At 65.6% G+C, this 15,199-nt stretch carries 12 protein-coding genes; 6 read left to right on the forward strand and 6 right to left on the reverse strand.

All coding sequences use genetic code 11. The features are described from left to right. Positions 1-113 precede the first annotated feature (113 nt). Both Q0176_RS04840 and Q0176_RS04845 read right to left on the reverse strand, forming a co-directional pair. Positions 114-1,424, reverse strand: coding sequence for a glycine/betaine/sarcosine/D-proline family reductase selenoprotein B (locus tag Q0176_RS04840; protein WP_299299775.1), 1,311 nt, complete (start codon positions 1,422-1,424; stop codon positions 114-116). 24 nt (positions 1,425-1,448) lie between these two features. Then, positions 1,449-2,756 carry a glycine/sarcosine/betaine reductase component B subunit gene (locus tag Q0176_RS04845; RefSeq protein WP_299299777.1) on the reverse strand — a complete coding sequence of 436 codons (1,308 nt, stop codon included), beginning with the start codon at positions 2,754-2,756 and terminating at the stop codon, positions 1,449-1,451. A 469-nt stretch (positions 2,757-3,225) separates the two neighbouring features. Here Q0176_RS04845 and Q0176_RS04850 point away from each other — a divergent pair, with 469 nt between their 5' ends. Both Q0176_RS04850 and Q0176_RS04855 read left to right on the forward strand, forming a co-directional pair. Beyond that, the gene (locus Q0176_RS04850; RefSeq protein ID WP_299299779.1) at positions 3,226-4,530 is read left to right on the forward strand and encodes a phenylacetate--CoA ligase family protein; all 1,305 of its coding nucleotides are present in this window, start codon (positions 3,226-3,228) and stop codon (positions 4,528-4,530) included. A 36-nt stretch (positions 4,531-4,566) separates the two neighbouring features. Continuing rightward, positions 4,567-5,004 (forward strand): acetolactate synthase, encoded by a 438-nt coding sequence (locus Q0176_RS04855; RefSeq protein ID WP_299299781.1) that lies wholly within the window; start codon positions 4,567-4,569, stop codon positions 5,002-5,004. Between the two features lie 84 nt (positions 5,005-5,088). On the opposite strand, the gene Q0176_RS04860 is transcribed toward Q0176_RS04855, so the two are convergent. From Q0176_RS04860 to Q0176_RS04875, 4 genes are all read right to left on the reverse strand, one after another. Then, positions 5,089-5,739, reverse strand: a complete 651-nt coding sequence (locus Q0176_RS04860) for a response regulator transcription factor (RefSeq protein ID WP_299299783.1) — start codon at positions 5,737-5,739, stop codon at positions 5,089-5,091. Beyond that, the gene (locus tag Q0176_RS04865; RefSeq protein ID WP_299299785.1) at positions 5,736-6,824 is read right to left on the reverse strand and encodes an ATP-binding protein; all 1,089 of its coding nucleotides are present in this window, start codon (positions 6,822-6,824) and stop codon (positions 5,736-5,738) included. The genes Q0176_RS04860 and Q0176_RS04865 overlap by 4 nt, the downstream gene beginning before the upstream one ends. A 138-nt stretch (positions 6,825-6,962) precedes the next feature. Beyond that, positions 6,963-9,005, reverse strand: coding sequence for a methyl-accepting chemotaxis protein (locus tag Q0176_RS04870; protein WP_299299787.1), 2,043 nt, complete (start codon positions 9,003-9,005; stop codon positions 6,963-6,965). Positions 9,006-9,114: 109 nt separating this feature from the next. Continuing rightward, positions 9,115-10,080: a D-glycerate dehydrogenase gene (locus Q0176_RS04875; protein WP_299299789.1), complete on the reverse strand. Its 966-nt coding sequence runs from the start codon at positions 10,078-10,080 to the stop codon at positions 9,115-9,117. Positions 10,081-10,329: 249 nt separating this feature from the next. Here Q0176_RS04875 and dxs point away from each other — a divergent pair, with 249 nt between their 5' ends. The 4 genes from dxs (at position 10,330) to Q0176_RS04895 (ending at position 15,100) form a co-directional block, all read left to right on the forward strand. Next, positions 10,330-12,192 (forward strand): 1-deoxy-D-xylulose-5-phosphate synthase, encoded by a 1,863-nt coding sequence (gene dxs / locus Q0176_RS04880; RefSeq protein ID WP_299299791.1) that lies wholly within the window; start codon positions 10,330-10,332, stop codon positions 12,190-12,192. Positions 12,193-12,209: 17 nt separating this feature from the next. Beyond that, entirely contained in the window at positions 12,210-13,028 is an 819-nt protein-coding gene (locus Q0176_RS04885; RefSeq protein WP_299299793.1) for a TlyA family RNA methyltransferase, read from the forward strand. Between the two features lie 108 nt (positions 13,029-13,136). Further along, a complete protein-coding gene (larB, locus tag Q0176_RS04890; protein ID WP_299299795.1) occupies positions 13,137-13,901 on the forward strand; it encodes a nickel pincer cofactor biosynthesis protein LarB in 765 nt (254 codons plus the stop codon). After that, complete coding sequence (locus Q0176_RS04895; protein WP_299299797.1) at positions 13,898-15,100, forward strand: HD domain-containing protein; 1,203 nt, start codon at positions 13,898-13,900, stop codon at positions 15,098-15,100. Before larB ends, Q0176_RS04895 begins: the two co-directional genes overlap by 4 nt. Positions 15,101-15,199 lie beyond the last annotated feature (99 nt).

The raw sequence follows: 15,199 nt of genomic DNA on the forward strand, positions 1-15,199 counted from the left end.
CCCCCAAGCCCCCACGCCGCTATCCTGATAGCGGCGGCCCCGGCAAGCTCTCTCCTCAAAACAGGCAAGCTGGGGTACCACCGGGAGGCGTCAGGGATTAAATCAGCGTTTCCTTAGAACTTGGACGGGAAGACCGTGGGGGCCTCCACCGGCGTCGCGAGGGAGTCGAGGGCGGCCCCGACGCGGCTGGTGCGCAGCTGCCACTCGGCCTCCTTGCTCAGCTCCGGGTCCCCGAGGGGATAGGGGACGGAGACGGTCTGGACCATGCGGTTCGCGCCCACCGTCTTGGCGACGTCGATGAGGTTGCACATCACGACCACCGGGATGCCCGTGCGCTCGATTTCCCTTGCCATCGTTGCACCGCAACGAGTGCAGGTGCCTCAGGTCGAGGTGAGGACCACGGCGTCGACCTTGGCGTTGTGCAGCTCCTGGGCTATCTCCCTGCCGAACTTGGCGGCGAAGGCCTGAGTCGTGCCCGTGCCGACGGTGACGTAGTAGTAGTCGTAGAGCTTACCGATCTTGCCCTGCTTCTCGAAATAGCGCATCGCGTCGACGGGGATGCCGCGGTCGGGCACCGCGCACATGGCCGCGGGGTCGAAGCCGGCGTGGATGGTCTTGAACACGCCCTCGGGCAGGGAGTCGAGCTTCGAGATGTCGTACTTGCCCCACTTCTGGGCGGAGGCGCTCTGGATGCGGTCGGGGTTGTCCACCGGGACGACGCCGCTCGAGGAGACCAGCGCGATGGTGGCCTTGCTCAGGTCGACGACGGGCGCCGCGGGCGGGATCCTCTCCATCTTGGGGATGACGAGCTCAGTCTGGAAGGGCTCTCCGTTCAGCTTCTTCACCAGCATGTCGATGACGCGGTCGGCGGCCATGCGGCCGTCGGGCTGCGGAATCTCGGCGCGGACGCCGCGCGGGAAGTAGCCCTCCTGCGCCGCGGGCAGCAGGGGCTCGCCCCTGGCGATCTTCTGGGCGAACTTGGCCATCAGGGTGAGGTCGTCCTTCATGAAGGTCGCCTTGCGGCCGCCCTTGAAAATGTAGGAGACGGCCTTGTATTCCTCGACGCCGGGGTTCTCCTCGTTCATCGAGGTGATGACCGGCACGCCGTACTTCTCGGCCACCGCCTTGCAGACCAGCCCGCAGCCCACGCCGTAGCGCCCGGCCATGAACGCGGGGCCGGCGAAGAAGATGTCGAACTCCCTGGTGTCGAGCCAGGCCAGGATCTCCTGCAGAGCCTCCTTGGTGTGGTTGGTGACGTAGTTGTCGCCGCAGGTGATCGTGTTGGTGACCTCGATGTCCGGCATCATCCCGTTCAGCATCACGGAACAGCCGATGAGCTGATCGTGGAAGACCGGTTTGGCGTCCGCGGCGTCCTCGCCGCCGACCTGACCGAAGAACTGGTTGATATAGTGGATTGCCTTCATTTCCTGTCCCTCCTCGCTGAACGGTTAAAAGTCGGCGCAGGTTCTTCTGGAGTAGCCGCTGATGTGGTTGGCGCAGAACATCCCGTTGTTCTCCATGACGAAGGAGCCGTCGGGATTGATGCAGCCCTCCCAGCCTCCGCTGTTGCCGTCGCGGGCCAGGGCCTCCAGCTCGCCGATGACCTCCATCCTGGGGAACGTGTACATCTGGGAGACGTTTCCGGTGGTGACCAGGGCGTCGGTGGCGGGGTTCATGGACACCAGCGGCTGGGACGCGCCGTCGCGGCCCGTGCACTCGTCGGAGAGCCCGACCGTCTTGATTCCCAGCCTCTCGAGCTCCACCAGCATGGCGGTGTAGTCCACGTCGGGGTTGCCGTAGCCCTCCTCCACGACGACCGCGCCCTTCGCGCCGAGGTTGACCGCGATCTCCCCCGCCATCTTGACGCAGCGCACCTTCTCGTCCATCTTGACGTTCAGCGTGGACATCAAAACGCCCAGGAAGTTGATCGACTTGCCGTGCTCGGCGTAGAGCCTCTTGAGCATCGGGTTGACGGCGAACTCGTAGGTCGAGATCTTCGAGGACGAGGGCATGAAGCTGCCGGACACCACGCAGCCGTCGAGCAGCTCGTTGGGGTGCATCAGGGTGGGCAGGATGTGGTTGCCGTCCCAGCCGTAGATCAGGGTGTTGTAGCCCATGGCCTCCATCTGGGTCTGGGGCTGGAGCACGTAGAGCACGCCGGGCAGGGCCTTGACGGCGTCGCTGCGGTCGGGGATGGCGGGCAGGTCGTAGACCTCGAGATTCTCGGGCTCGAGGTCCCTGACGCACTGGCCGACGTACTCGGCCAGCCTCATGCCCGCCCAGCGGAGCGCACGGTTCTTCTTCTGCTGCTCCCTGCGCTCGAACTCCTCGTCCGTGTCCGCGACCAGGACGAGGTTCGGCATGTCCCCGAAGATGGTGTGGTGCTGATACTGGCCGCCCATGGCGATCAGGCCGTCCTGAAATCCGCCGGCGTGCTCGCCCACGACGATCAGCGAGCAGTCCTGCAGGCAGTGCGTGCGGCCGGAACCGGCTATCTCCATCTCGGACAGGACCCCGGGGAAGATCCCGTGTCCGCCGGATACCTTGCAGCGCATCTCGAGCGCCTCCTTGACGGGGCAGAGCACGACCTCGTCGCCGGGGTGCACGATGCGGAGGTCCGCGGTCGTGATGTGCTCGTCCTCCTTCACGACCTTCAGGAGCTCCTCTTTGTTGACGGTGAGGATACCCTTGCTGTAGCCCGTCTTGTCGCCGAACCTGATGTCCTTGACGTGGAAGGCTCCAATCTCAAGTCTCATGCCGTGATCACTCCTTGGATATTGGGATAGAAATCCGTACAAATCATTATAGGAAAAGGAGGGGATCGAACGCCATAACGAAAAACGTTAGGGCGCGGGTAGTAAAAAACGTGACAGGAAGAGAGAAGGTTGGCGTCGGCCGTGAGGTTGACTTTTTCGAAAAAAGGCACTAGAATCCCTTGTATTGACAAGCGCGAGGCGCGTTCATCGTAAAGGAGGGGACGTTATGGCAGCATTCGATACGGTTTCATCGCACGGTCGTCGCGCCGGAGCGTTCTCCTTTACCGGCGCGGATCCTCTTCAGGGGATCTGCGCGGGGGATGCATGATTCGCAATCGTTAGAATTCACGCGCCGCGTATATTCCTTTGAAGCAGGGTCCGCCTTCCGAGCGAGCCCTGTTTTTTTGTGCGTGCGGCCTTTGGACGGGCGAAACGAGTCGAAACGGATTCCTGAAAGGAAAGGGTGCCAATGGGAAAGAACTATTACAGGAAAGCGGTCGAATGCGCTCCGCGCGAGGAGATCTCGAGGTGGCAGAGCGAGGGTCTCGTCAGAAGCGTCAGAAACGCCTACGAGAACTCCGGGTACTACCGGGAAAAGATGAGGAGGCACGGGGTGGATCCCTCCGCCATCAACGGCGTCGAGGACCTCCATAAGCTGCCCTTCGTCTCGAAGGACGACCTGCGCGAGGCTTATCCTTACGGGCTGCTCTGCCGTCCGCTCTCCGAGTGCGTGCGCGTCCATTCGACGAGCGGCACCACCGGCAAGCGCGTCATCGCGTTCTACACCCGGCACGACATCGACGCGTGGGAGGACTGCTGCGCGCGTGCCCTCGCCGCGGCCGGCGGAACGAGGGACGACGTCGTGCAGGTCTCCTACGGCTACGGGCTCTTTACCGGCGGCGCGGGGCTCCACGGCGGCGCGCACAAGCTCGGCTCGCTGACGCTGCCCATGTCCTCCGGCTCGACCGACCGTCAGATCCAGTTCATGCAGGATCTCGGAACGACGATCCTCTGCTGCACTCCGTCCTACGCCGCGTACCTCGGCGAGACGGTCGTCGAGAGAGGGCTGAAGGGGACTATCAAGCTGAAGGCCGGCATCTTCGGAGCGGAGGCCTGGAGCGAGGAGATGCGCCATGACATCGAGGAGAAGCTCGGCATCAAGGCCTATGACATCTATGGCCTGACCGAGCTCGAGGGCCCGGGCGTCGGCTATGAATGCGAGGCGCAGCGCGGCATGCACGTCTGCGAGGACCAGTTCATCGCGGAGATCGTCGACCCGGATACGGGCGAGGCGATGCCGGACGGCGAGAAGGGCGAGCTGGTCTTCACGTCGCTCAACAAGGAGGCGTTCCCGATGATTCGCTATCGGACGCGCGACATCTGCATGCTTTCGCATGAAAAATGCCCCTGCGGGCGCACCCACGTGCGGATGGCGAAGCCGATGGGGCGCAGCGACGACATGCTCATCATCAAGGGCGTCAACGTGTTCCCGTCGCAGATCGAAACGGTGTTGATCAACAACGGCTACCTGCCGAACTACCAGCTCATCGTGGACCGCGTCAACAACACCGACACGCTCGAGATCAACGTCGAGATGAGCCGGGAGATGTTCAGCGACACGCTGGGCGAGATATCGGCGCACGAAAAAAAGCTCGTGAACGCGCTGCGGGGCTTCCTTGGAATCTACGCGAGGGTGCGACTCGTCTCGCCGAAGAGCATCGAGCGCAGCGAGGGCAAGGCAAAGCGCATCATAGACAGACGAAAACTCTATTAGATCAGGGAGGAGAACATCGTGAAGGGGGAAAGGACAATGACGGCCAAACAGATTTCCGTCTTTCTGGAGAACAGGCCGGGCAAGCTGGCGGAGTTCGTCGACCTTCTGCGCGGCAGCGGGATCGACATGCGGGCTCTTTCTCTTGCGGAGGCGGCCGACTTCGGCGTTCTTCGCACGATCGTCAGCGACCCCGACAAGGCGCAGCGCGTGCTGGCCGAGGCCGGGTTCATCTCGGCGGTGACCCCGGTGCTCGCGGTGGCGGTATCCGACGAGCCGGGGGCGCTCTATCGCATCCTCGAGATACTGAGGGACGCCGAGATCAACCTCGAGTACAGCTATGCCTTCACCACGCGCAGAAATCAGGGCGCGTACATGGTCTTCCGCGTCGCCGACGACTGCATCCCGAGGGCGGCGGAGCTCCTTGCCCGAAACGGGATAGAGGTGATAGAGCAGGAGGAAATCTACGGCCTGTAGGGTGGTGCCGATCTTGGATCGGCGCCCCTTTGAGCTCTTGCAACCGGTGACCCCGATGCTCTGCGACGGGAAAAACGGACGCCCTCAGCTCAGGTCGAGGTACCCCTCGCGGATCGCGTAGCGGGTCAGCTCGGCCATGCTGTTGCAGCCCACCTTGTCCATGATGCGGCGCCGGTGCGTGTCGACGGTGTTCTTGCTGATGTCGAGCCGCGCGGCGATCTGCTTGGCGTTCAGCCCTTTGACGAGGAGCTTCAGGACGTCCTGTTCGCGGTCCGACAGGGGAGAGGCGGACGACTTCGCCTCCGCCTGCAGCAGGCGCAGGTAGTCCTCGATCAAGGCGGGCAGCACGGATGGGGTCAGGTAGTATTGCCCGGCCACGACGGCGCGGATGGCCGTGTAGAGCTCGTCGGAGGTGCATTCTTTGAGGATGTAGCCTCGGGCTCCCGCCTTGAGGCTCTCCACGACGAGCTCGCGGTCGCCGTGCATGGACAGGACCAGCACCCTGATCCCGGGAAACTTCTCGGCGATCTGTCGGGTCGCCTGTATCCCGTTGAGGCGCGGCATGGTCATGTCCATCAGGACGACGTCCGGTTCCATCAGGGCCGTCTGTTCCAGCGCCTCCAGCCCGTCCCGGGCCTGCCCTGCCAGCTCGATGCCCGGCGCCTTGAGGATCAGCTCCTTCAGCCCCTCCAGGAAAAGCTCGTGATCGTCGGCAAGGAGTACGCGGATGCTCATTTGAACTCCCCCTCCCTCAGCTTCAGGGGGCAGGACATCGCCACCGTCGCCCCCTCGCCCGGGACGGACACGATCCGGACGCTGCCGCCGATGGCCTGAAGGCGTTCGCGGATGCTGAAGAGCCCGAAGCCCTTGGCGGCCCTGGCGAGCGCGGCGTCCTCCAGGCTGAAGGCGGGGTCGAACCCGTGTCCGTCGTCCTCGACGGCGACCATGATCCTGCCGGGACCGCGGTTGACGATGATGGTGACCCGGCTTGCCCCGGAGTGCTTGATCGCGTTGAGCATCAGCTCGCGCGTCATGCGGTAGAGGATGATGCAGATGGCGTCGTCGGCATTGAACTCCCCGATGGTGCCGCGGGAGCGCAGGCCCCATTCGATGCCCTGAGGCTCCAGCAGGGACTTCGCCAGCGCCTCGAGCGCCGGGTTGAGCCCCACCTCCTTGAGGACGGGCGGGCTCAGCTCGAAGATCAGGCTGCGGCTCTGGGAGATGAGCCGTTCCGCCGCCGCCGCCAGGCGTTCGATCTCCCTGCGGACGGAGGGCGCCAGGTCGTCCTCCATGAGCCTGCGGAGCGTCTTGAGCTGTGCGACGAGCTCGTAGCCGATGCGGTCGTGGATGTCCGCGGCGATCGCCCGCCGCGTGTTCTCCTCGCTGAGCGTCAGCTGGGCGGCCAGCGCGCGCAGCTCCTCCTGCTTGTCCTTGAGCGCGTCGTTCGAGAGCTTCCAGTCCGTCTTGTCCATGAAGATCACCGCGGCCCGCCTCCGCGGCAGAGGAAAGGCGATCGCCTCGAGGTAGCTGCCGGCGTCGCGGCTCTCGCCCTCGCAGTGCACCGTGTGCCCCAGCCGGATGCAGTCGACGATGATCCTCGGCCAGCATGCCTCGGACCTCGGCCACACGTCGAGGAAGTTGCGCCCTACGATGTCCCGCTTCCGCACCCTCATCACGCGCTCGTAGGCCGGGTTGACGTCGACGTAAAAGATCCTGTCGGCGCTCAGGACGCTTCGAACATCGCCCTCGACATGATAAAGGGCGATGGGGTTGAATACCCTTTCAAAAAAGATCTGATACGAAAACTGGTCTTTCCCCATTCCTGAAACCCCTCTTGTCGAAACTCCATGGTCGCACCCCCGGAATTTCGAGAGCCCCGAGCGGGATCGGGCACGTATCCGCGATGAGGAAGAACAGGATTTCCCGGTCCGAGCCCACGTTCTGCTTCATCGTCGCCTTTATTCCTTCGCGGGGAGGATGCCCGTCCCTCCCGCGTCGAGGACGAAGCGCCCGACGATGCTCTGGAGCTTCTCGGACGTCTCCGCCATGCGCTGCGCCTCGCCCGCGATCGACTCCGCCGCCTGCGTCGTCTCCCTCGTAGCGGTCCCCACGCTCTGGCCGGAGGCCACCGTCCGGTCCGTCGTCTCCGCCACGCGCTGGATGGAATGGCTCATCTCCGAGCTGGACGCCGCCTGTTCCTCCGACACCGCCGCTATGCTCTGGATCGACTCCGTCAGCCTGCCCAGAGCCCTGAGCGCGTCGTCGAGCTTCTTCTGCGTCTCGACGGTCTTCTTCGTCGTCTCGCTCAGCAGCGTGCCGGTCCTCTCCGTCGCCTCGATCGAACTTCCGGAGCTCTCCTGGAGCTCCGTGATGAGGCTGTTGACCTGCGAGGCCGCCCGTGCCGACTCCTCGGCCAGCTTGCGCACCTCCTCGGCCACCACGGCGAACCCGCGCCCGGCCTCGCCCGCACGCGCCGCCTCGATCGCCGCGTTCAGCGCCAGCAGGTTCGTCTGGTCGGCGATGGAGGTGATGGTGGACACGAACCCCGCGATGGACTCCACGGATTCCTCCAGACCGCGCAGCCGCCGGATGCTCTGGACGGAGACCTCCCCGGCGTTTCGGATGTTCTCGAGGGCCTCGTTCAATTCCCTGAAGGAGCTCTCGGACTTCTCCGTGACCTGTGCCGCCCCCTCGGCCCCGTTCGTGGCGGCCTGAGCGGACGCCTGGGCTCCCGATGCGATCTCCTCGATGGAGTCGTTCGCGGCCTGGAGCGCCGAGGCGTTGTCCTCCATCATGTGCAGGATGCGCTCCATCGAGGCGGAGACCTCCTCCATGGAGGCGAGCGTCTCCTCCGACAGGGCCGCGAGCGTCTCGGACTGGCGGGCCGTGTCGTTTGCCGCGGAGCGGATGTCCGTCATGCTCTCCCTCAGGGAGGCGACGGTGGAGTTCAGCTTCCGGGCGACGTGGGCCAGCTCGTCCCTGCCGGAGTCGTCGTAGCGGACGGTGAGGTCTCCGGCGCCCAGGCGTTCGGTGGAGTCCTGGATACCGCGTACGCTGCGGGTCAGGCCGCGGTTGACGAGCAGGATGACGAGGCCGATGACGACGAGGGCCACGGCGGCGATGACGACAAGAAGGAACGTGAGAGAGCTGACGCGGGTCCGGATCTCACTTGCGGGATAGGCGACGGCCAGGAAAAAACCCGTCCCGGTGGGGGTGAAGAACGCCTTGGTCTCCATGCCGCCGTAAACGTACTCCTGTGCACCCGTCTCTCCGCGGATCATCCTCTGCGCTGCCTCCCTGAGGGCCTCGGGGATCTGGGGATCGGTGGTCATGTCGACCTTCATGATGTCCTCCGGATGGGGACCGGACAGCATCAGACCGCTCTTCAGCAGAAGGAATCCGTACCCCCTGTCGAGGATCTGGAGGTGGTTCACGAGATCGTGGAGCCCGTCCAGAAGGATATCGCCGCCCATGACGCCCAGCAGCCTGCCGCCGTCGTCGTAAACGGCCCTCGACACCGAGAGGACCGTGTCCTGAACCTCATCGTCGACATAGGGATCGGAGAGCACGACCCTGCCCTTGCCCTCGACGGCCTTCCGGTACCAGTCCCGGGTTCGGGCATCGTAGCCCTCGGGCTCCTGCCAGGCGCTGGCGTCCGACATCCTCCCCGTGGACTCCAGACCGAAATAAAGCGCCCTGAGCCCGTGCGACCGGCCGACCTGTAAAAGCCCCTTCAGGAAGTCCTCGATGCTTCCCTCCTCGTCGACGCCCTTTTGCACCCAGTTCTGCTGCACGACCTCGGCACAGGTGTCGAGGACGGAGAAGGCGGTGTCGAAGCGTTCGTCGATGGCCTTGGCGGATGCCCTGACGGTATCCATCCCCGCGGCGTCCACCAGGTTCACGATGGCCGATCTGCCCCGGAAATAGGTGATGGCCGTCATGGCGGCGATCACGAACAGGACGAAGAAGAGCATCAGGTAGAGCTTCTTGCGAATCGTCATTTTGGAACCATCAATCCTTTCAGCCTGTCGATCTTTATGTTTAGCGGATATTTTACCGGCCCGGGCTCCCATGGTACGGCGTTTCCCGGTTCATGCGGACGAGACGGCGTCAGCCCCTCACCAGGTTCGGCGGTTCCCTGCCCTCGAGCGCCGCGGCGATGTTCCGGACCACGACGAGCCCCATGTTGGTGCGCGTCTCCACGGTGGCGCTGCCGATATGGGGCGTCATGACCACGTTGTCCAGAGCCTTCAGCCCCGGTTCGGGGTTCGGCTCGTTCTCGAACACGTCGAGCCCCGCGCCCCGGATCGTGCGGGCCTCCAGTGCCCTGGCGAGGGCCTTCTCGTCGACGACCGGTCCGCGCGACGTGTTGATCAGGATCGCACTGGGCTTCATGAGCCCCAGTTCGCGCTCCCCGATCAGATGATGCGTCTCGGGCGTCAGGGGAACGTGAATGGAGACGAAATCCGAATCCCTCAGAAGCTCGTCCAGCGCGGCGAAGCGTCCGCCCGTCTCCGCCTCGAACTCCGGGGAGGGGCGGCGCCCCGAGTACAGGACCTTCATGCCGAACCCGCGGCTCTTGAGCGCGAAGTTCCGTCCGATGCGTCCCGCGCCGACCACGCCCAGGGTCCGGCCCGTGATGTCGGCGCCCAGCATGAACTCGGGCTGCCAGCTGAAGGTCCCGGAGCGCATCAGCCGGTCTCCCTCCGCCACGCGCCGCGCCGCCGCAAAGAGAAGGGCCCAGGCCATGTCCGCCGTCGCATCGTTCAGGACGTCCGGCGTGTTCGTCACCCAGACCCCCCGTTTTCGCGCCTCGGGAACGTCGATGTTGTTGTAGCCCACCCCGTAGTTGGCGAACAGGCGGCACTGCGGTCCCGCCGCGTCGAAGACCTCCGCGTCGATGCGGTCGTTCAGGAGGCACAGCACGGCGTCCCGTCCGCGCACCCCCCGGAGCAGCTCCTCCCGCGTCGCCGGGCGCGGCTCGGCGTTGACCTTGAAGTCGCAGATCTCCTTCAGTTTCTCCATGACCGGATGCGGCAGCAGCCGCGAGACGTAAACGTTGCCCTTCCGATTCATGACCGTCCCTCCATCTCTATATTTTTCAGGAACATGTTTCTCGAAAAAACGGCTTCCGGCGGAGTGCGGGGCCCACCCGTGCCCCCGTATCTCTAGTATTATAGTCCGTTCGCGTCCGGGCGATCCCTTTGTATTTTACGTTAAAGTACCCTCCTTCGTTCAATCCGCACGTCCTTATAATGAACTCATGCCGTCGGACCGCCTGGGGACTTCCCGGCGGCAAAAACGACTTTGGAGACGCACAACGACATGAAATTTCTGACTGCGGGGTTCCGGCGCGAGGACCTTCTGCGCATCGCGCCCGGGGACCTTCCCATCCTGGCCGGGGAGGTCCGCGAGCGCATCATCGAGACGGTGAGGGAGAACGGCGGGCACCTGGGCTCCTCGCTGGGCGCCGTGGAGCTGACCATGGCGCTGCTGCGGAGGTTCGATCCGCTTCACGACCGCATCGTCTTCGACGTGGGGCACCAGGTCTACCCCTACAAGCTCCTCACGGACCGGGCGGACCGCTTCGACACGCTCCGCCTCAAGGACGGGATCTGCGGCTTCCCCCGCCGTTCCGAGAGCCCCTGCGACCACTTCAACACGGGGCACAGCAGCACGTCCGTCTCCGCGGCCCTCGGCTACGCCAAGGCGCGCGACCTGCTGGGGCAGGACCACCACGTCGTGGCCTTCACCGGCGACGCCGCGCTCATCAACGGACTGGCCTTCGAGGCCCTGAACCACGTCAAGGAGACCAAGACCCGCCTCATCATCGTTCTGAACGACAACAAGCACTCCATCAGCCCCCGCGTCGGAGGGTTCGCCACCATGCTGGCGCGTCTCTCGGCCAGCACGTCCTACAACCGGATCAAGGCGGCCATCAAGGAGTGCTGCCGGGCGCTGCCCGCCGGGGAGGCCCTTCAGCGCCGCCTCGAGGGCATCCACGACCAGATCAAGGCCCTGGTGAAGCCCGCCAACATCTTCGATGACCTGGACATCAACTACTGGGGCCCCTTCGACGGGCACGACATCCAGGCCTGCGAGATGATCTTCGAGCTGGCCAAGGGCTACGACCGTCCCGTCCTCCTTCACTTCAACACGGTCAAGGGCAGGGGGATGCCCGAGGCCGAGGAGAACCCCACGAAGTACCATCAAATGTCGCCCCGTTCCGAGTCGGAGCGCCCCAAGGCGCGGACCTGGAGCGAGGCCGCGTCCTCCGTGACGGAGCAGCTGGCGAAGGCCGATCCGCGCATCGTCTGCCTCACCGCCGCCATGGCGACGGGCGTGAAGCTGGAGCACTTCCGCTCCGAGTTCCCCGATCGTTTTTTCGACGTCGGGATCGCCGAGAGCCACATGCTGACCCTGGCCGCGGGGATGGCCGCCGGGGGGATGAGGCCCTGGGTCTTCATCTACTCCACCTTCCTCCAGCGCGCCATGGACCAGCTGACCCACGACATCGCCCTCCAGGACCTGCCGGTCGTCCTCATGGTCGACCGCGCCGGGCTGGTGGGATCGGACGGGGACACGCACCAGGGGCTGCTCGACGTTTCCTGGTCCCGCGCCATCCCGAATCTGGAGGTGTACGCCCCCTCCGACGAGGCTTCCCTGCGCCAGATGATGGCCCACGCCGCGAGCCGGAGCGGCCCCACCCTCATCCGCTACCCGCGCGGCTCCCTGCCCATCCGGAACGACCTCTTCTCCGGACGGGAACCGCTGGGGACGGTGCAGCTCCGCAGCGGCACGGGCTGGGCCCTCATGGGGCACGGCGTCGCCGTTCACATCCTTCTGGACGTCCACGAGCGGGCCCGGGCCTCGGGGCTCTCCGAGCCCGCCGTGTTCGATATCCGGCGGCTCAAGCCGCTGGACGCGGAGTTCCTGGACGAGGCCCTGAAGCGCTATCCGATGGTGGCGGTGGCGGAGGAGAACTATCTTGACGGCGGGGTCGGCGAGGCGGTAGCGGCGAGGATCGCGGAGGGCGGGCACCCGACGCTCCTGCGGCGCTTCGGGGTCCCCGACGTCTGCGTCTCGCACGCGACGATCCCCGAACAGAGGGAGCTCTACGGCCTGACGGCGGAGAACATCCTTTCGGAGTGCCGGTCCGTCCTCCCCGTGCGGGCCCACACGGCCTGAGGGTACGGCCCGAGAGGATGCCCCGAAAGGAACGCCTGGACAAGCTGCTGGTGGACCGCGGCCTGGCCGAGACGCGGAACCGGGCCCAGGCGCTGATCATGGCCGGGAAGGTTCGGGCCGACGGCGCGGTCGTGACCAAGGCTGGGACCCCCCTGTCCCCGGAGTGCCGTCTGGAGGTGGAGGAGGGGCGGCGCTGGGCCAGCCGCGGCGCCCACAAGCTGCTGAGGGCCTTCGAGGTCTTTCCTCTGGACGCGGACGGCCGCGTCTGTGCCGATATCGGCGCCTCCACCGGGGGGTTCACGGACGTCCTTTTGGACCGTGGCGCGCGGAGGGTCTACGCCGTGGACGTCGGGTACGGCCAGCTGCTTTGGCGCCTGGCCTCCGACCCACGCGTCGCCGTCATGGACCGGACGAACGCCCGGAACCTGACCTCCGCCGACTTCGACGAGCCGGTCAGCCTCGCCGTCTGCGACGCCTCCTTCATCTCCCTGACCCTCATCCTTCCGGCGATCGACGCGTTTCTGTCCGCGGACGGATCGGCCCTGGTCCTCGTCAAGCCTCAGTTCGAGGCGGGCCGCGAGCGTCTGGGGCGGGGCGGCGTGGTGCGGGACCCCGCGGTCCATGCCGCGGTCCTGGACGAGGTGACGGACTTCATCGTACGGCGTACGCGGTTCTTCGTCGCGGGGCTGACCTGGTCCCCCATCCTGGGGCCCGAGGGGAACATGGAGTTTCTCTGCTGGCTGACGCGGGAGCCCCGAGAGCTCTTCGTCGATATCGGGACGCTGGTCGGGGAGGCCCACCGGGCCCTTCACCCGGGCCGGGCGTCCGCGGGATGAGGACGTGTTATACGGAATGGGATTCCAAAGGGACGAGTCCCTTTGGTGGGGTTCGGGGCGACGCCCCGAGTTTTATCGTTTTTGTTTTTACGGCGAGGGGTTGTCTGTATGGATGAGCATCGGAACGGCGCGGAGCGAGATCGGATGGTTGGGGACGACGGTCCTTTTCGGGCGGCGGCGGGGCGGGCCTTCAGCAGGCTGGGGGAGGAGGTGAAGCTGGACACGGACCGTCCGGCGCGCACCGGATTCTCCGAGATCGTCTACTGCCCCGGCAAGAGCGACGAGCAGCTTCGGACCATCGCCCGCGCGTTTGCGGGGAGCTCCGAGAACGTGCTGTTCTCGCGCATCACGCCCGAGCAGCACGCCGTGATTGCCGCGGAGCTCCCGGATGCCGTCCACCACGGCGTGGCGCGTCTCTCCGGGCTGAGGCGCAGGCCGTCCGACCATTGCCGGGGCGTCGCCGTCGTCACCGCGGGCAGCAGCGACGTGCCCGTGGCGGAGGAGGCGGCTCTGACCGCCGAGTACATGGGCTGCGACGTGATGCGTCTCTACGACGTGGGGGTCGCGGGCCTGCACCGTCTGCTGGCCCACCTGGACTCACTGCGGTCGGCCCGTGCCATCGTCGCCGTCGCGGGGATGGAGGGGGCCCTTCCGACGGTCGTCGCGGGGCTGGTGAGCTGCCCGGTGGTCGCCGTGCCCACCAGCACGGGCTATGGGGCCAACCTGGGTGGAATCGCGCCGCTGCTGACCATGTTGAACTCCTGCGCCATGGGTGTGAGCGTCGTGAATATCGATAACGGCCTGAGCGCCGGCTATCTGGCGGCCCGCATCGTCCGCCAGATCCACGAGGCGGGGGCGGAGGCGCGGGCATGATCACGCGCCCGCTCCTGGAACATATCTTTGCGGCTGCGAGCATCGAGCGATGGAACGACCATCCGCATCCGGCCGTCTTCACTGAGCTGGGCAAGCAGGCCCACAAGATGGTCGCCGCCTGGGTCTTGGGCAGGGCCGAGGAGGATGCGGGGCGTGCCGTGGACTGGAACGCCCTGATCGAGGGAGGGATCTTCGAGTTCCTGTACCGCGTCGTCGTCACGGACATCCGTCCTCCCGTGTTCCACAAGCTGATGCAGGACCGCGCCACGCGCGAGCAGATGGGGGAGTGGGTCTGCAAGAAGCTGGAGCCCGATCTGACGGCCTTCTCGCCCGAGGTGGCCCGGCGCTTCCGCGCCTATCACCGTGCGGAACCCGAGGGGCTGGAGCGGAGCATCCTGCGCGCGGCGCATTACATCGCCACCAAATGGGAGTTTAGCTTCATCCTGCACTGGAGCGCCGACATGTATGGCGTGGACCAGACGCGGCGGGAGATCGACGAGCAGATCTCCCGGATAGACCTGCCCGCCGCGCGGGAGATCCTGGAGAGCCCCGCGGACTCCAGGCTCTGGGGGTTCATATCGCTGGTGGGGCAGCTGACCTTCCAGAGGCGCTGGGCTCAGACCCCGCGGACCCCGCAGACCTCGGTCCTGGGGCACCTCCTCTTCGTCGCTCTCGTGTCCTGGATGGTCTCGCACGAGGTCGGGGTCTGTCCCAGACGTCTCTACAACAACTTCTTCGGGGGGCTCTTCCACGACATTCCCGAGGTTCTGACGCGGGACATCATCTCCCCCGTCAAGGCGTCCGTCGAGGGGCTTGACGAGATGATCCGACGCTACGAGAGGGAGGCGATGGAGGAGCGCATCTTCCCCCTCCTGCCCGAGGGGTGGCACCGGGAGCTGCGCTGGTACACGGAGGAGGAGTTCACGAACAAGACCTGGCAGGAGGGGCAGATCGACCCCGTGCAGCGGTACGCCGGGGACATCCCCCGGGAGCTGGACCGGGACTGCTACAATCCCATGGATGGACACATCATCGAGATATGCGACAAACTGGCCGCCTACATCGAGGCCTCCGTCTCCATCCGTACGGGCATCCGTTCCCCCGCGCTCGAGGAGGGAAAGCGGCGCCTCTACGACCGCTTCCGCCAGGCCCGGATCGAGGGCATCTCCCTGGGCTATCTGTTCGAGTACTTCCGTTGAAGGGGCCTCGCAGGCCGCTTCAACCAGGAGAGCCGTCATTGTGAGGATTCAGCTGTCCGACCGTTTCGGGTATGGAAGGATGCTGCGTTTTGTGGCCCC

The sequence above is a fragment of the uncultured Fretibacterium sp. genome (genome assembly GCF_938040765.1).
In the GTDB taxonomy this organism is placed as follows: domain Bacteria; phylum Synergistota; class Synergistia; order Synergistales; family Aminobacteriaceae; genus CAJPSE01.

Coding starts and splice junctions, on each gene's coding strand:
- Q0176_RS04845 (WP_299299777.1), bottom strand. CDS start 2,756: ATGAGACTTGAGATTGGAGCCTTCCACGTCAAGGACATCAGGTTCGGC.
- Q0176_RS04850 (WP_299299779.1), top strand. CDS start 3,226: ATGGGAAAGAACTATTACAGGAAAGCGGTCGAATGCGCTCCGCGCGAG.
- Q0176_RS04855 (WP_299299781.1), top strand. CDS start 4,567: ATGACGGCCAAACAGATTTCCGTCTTTCTGGAGAACAGGCCGGGCAAG.
- Q0176_RS04860 (WP_299299783.1), bottom strand. CDS start 5,739: ATGAGCATCCGCGTACTCCTTGCCGACGATCACGAGCTTTTCCTGGAG.
- Q0176_RS04865 (WP_299299785.1), bottom strand. CDS start 6,824: ATGGGGAAAGACCAGTTTTCGTATCAGATCTTTTTTGAAAGGGTATTC.
- Q0176_RS04870 (WP_299299787.1), bottom strand. CDS start 9,005: ATGACGATTCGCAAGAAGCTCTACCTGATGCTCTTCTTCGTCCTGTTC.
- Q0176_RS04875 (WP_299299789.1), bottom strand. CDS start 10,080: ATGAATCGGAAGGGCAACGTTTACGTCTCGCGGCTGCTGCCGCATCCG.
- dxs (WP_299299791.1), top strand. CDS start 10,330: ATGAAATTTCTGACTGCGGGGTTCCGGCGCGAGGACCTTCTGCGCATC.
- Q0176_RS04885 (WP_299299793.1), top strand. CDS start 12,210: ATGCCCCGAAAGGAACGCCTGGACAAGCTGCTGGTGGACCGCGGCCTG.
- larB (WP_299299795.1), top strand. CDS start 13,137: ATGGATGAGCATCGGAACGGCGCGGAGCGAGATCGGATGGTTGGGGAC.
- Q0176_RS04895 (WP_299299797.1), top strand. CDS start 13,898: ATGATCACGCGCCCGCTCCTGGAACATATCTTTGCGGCTGCGAGCATC.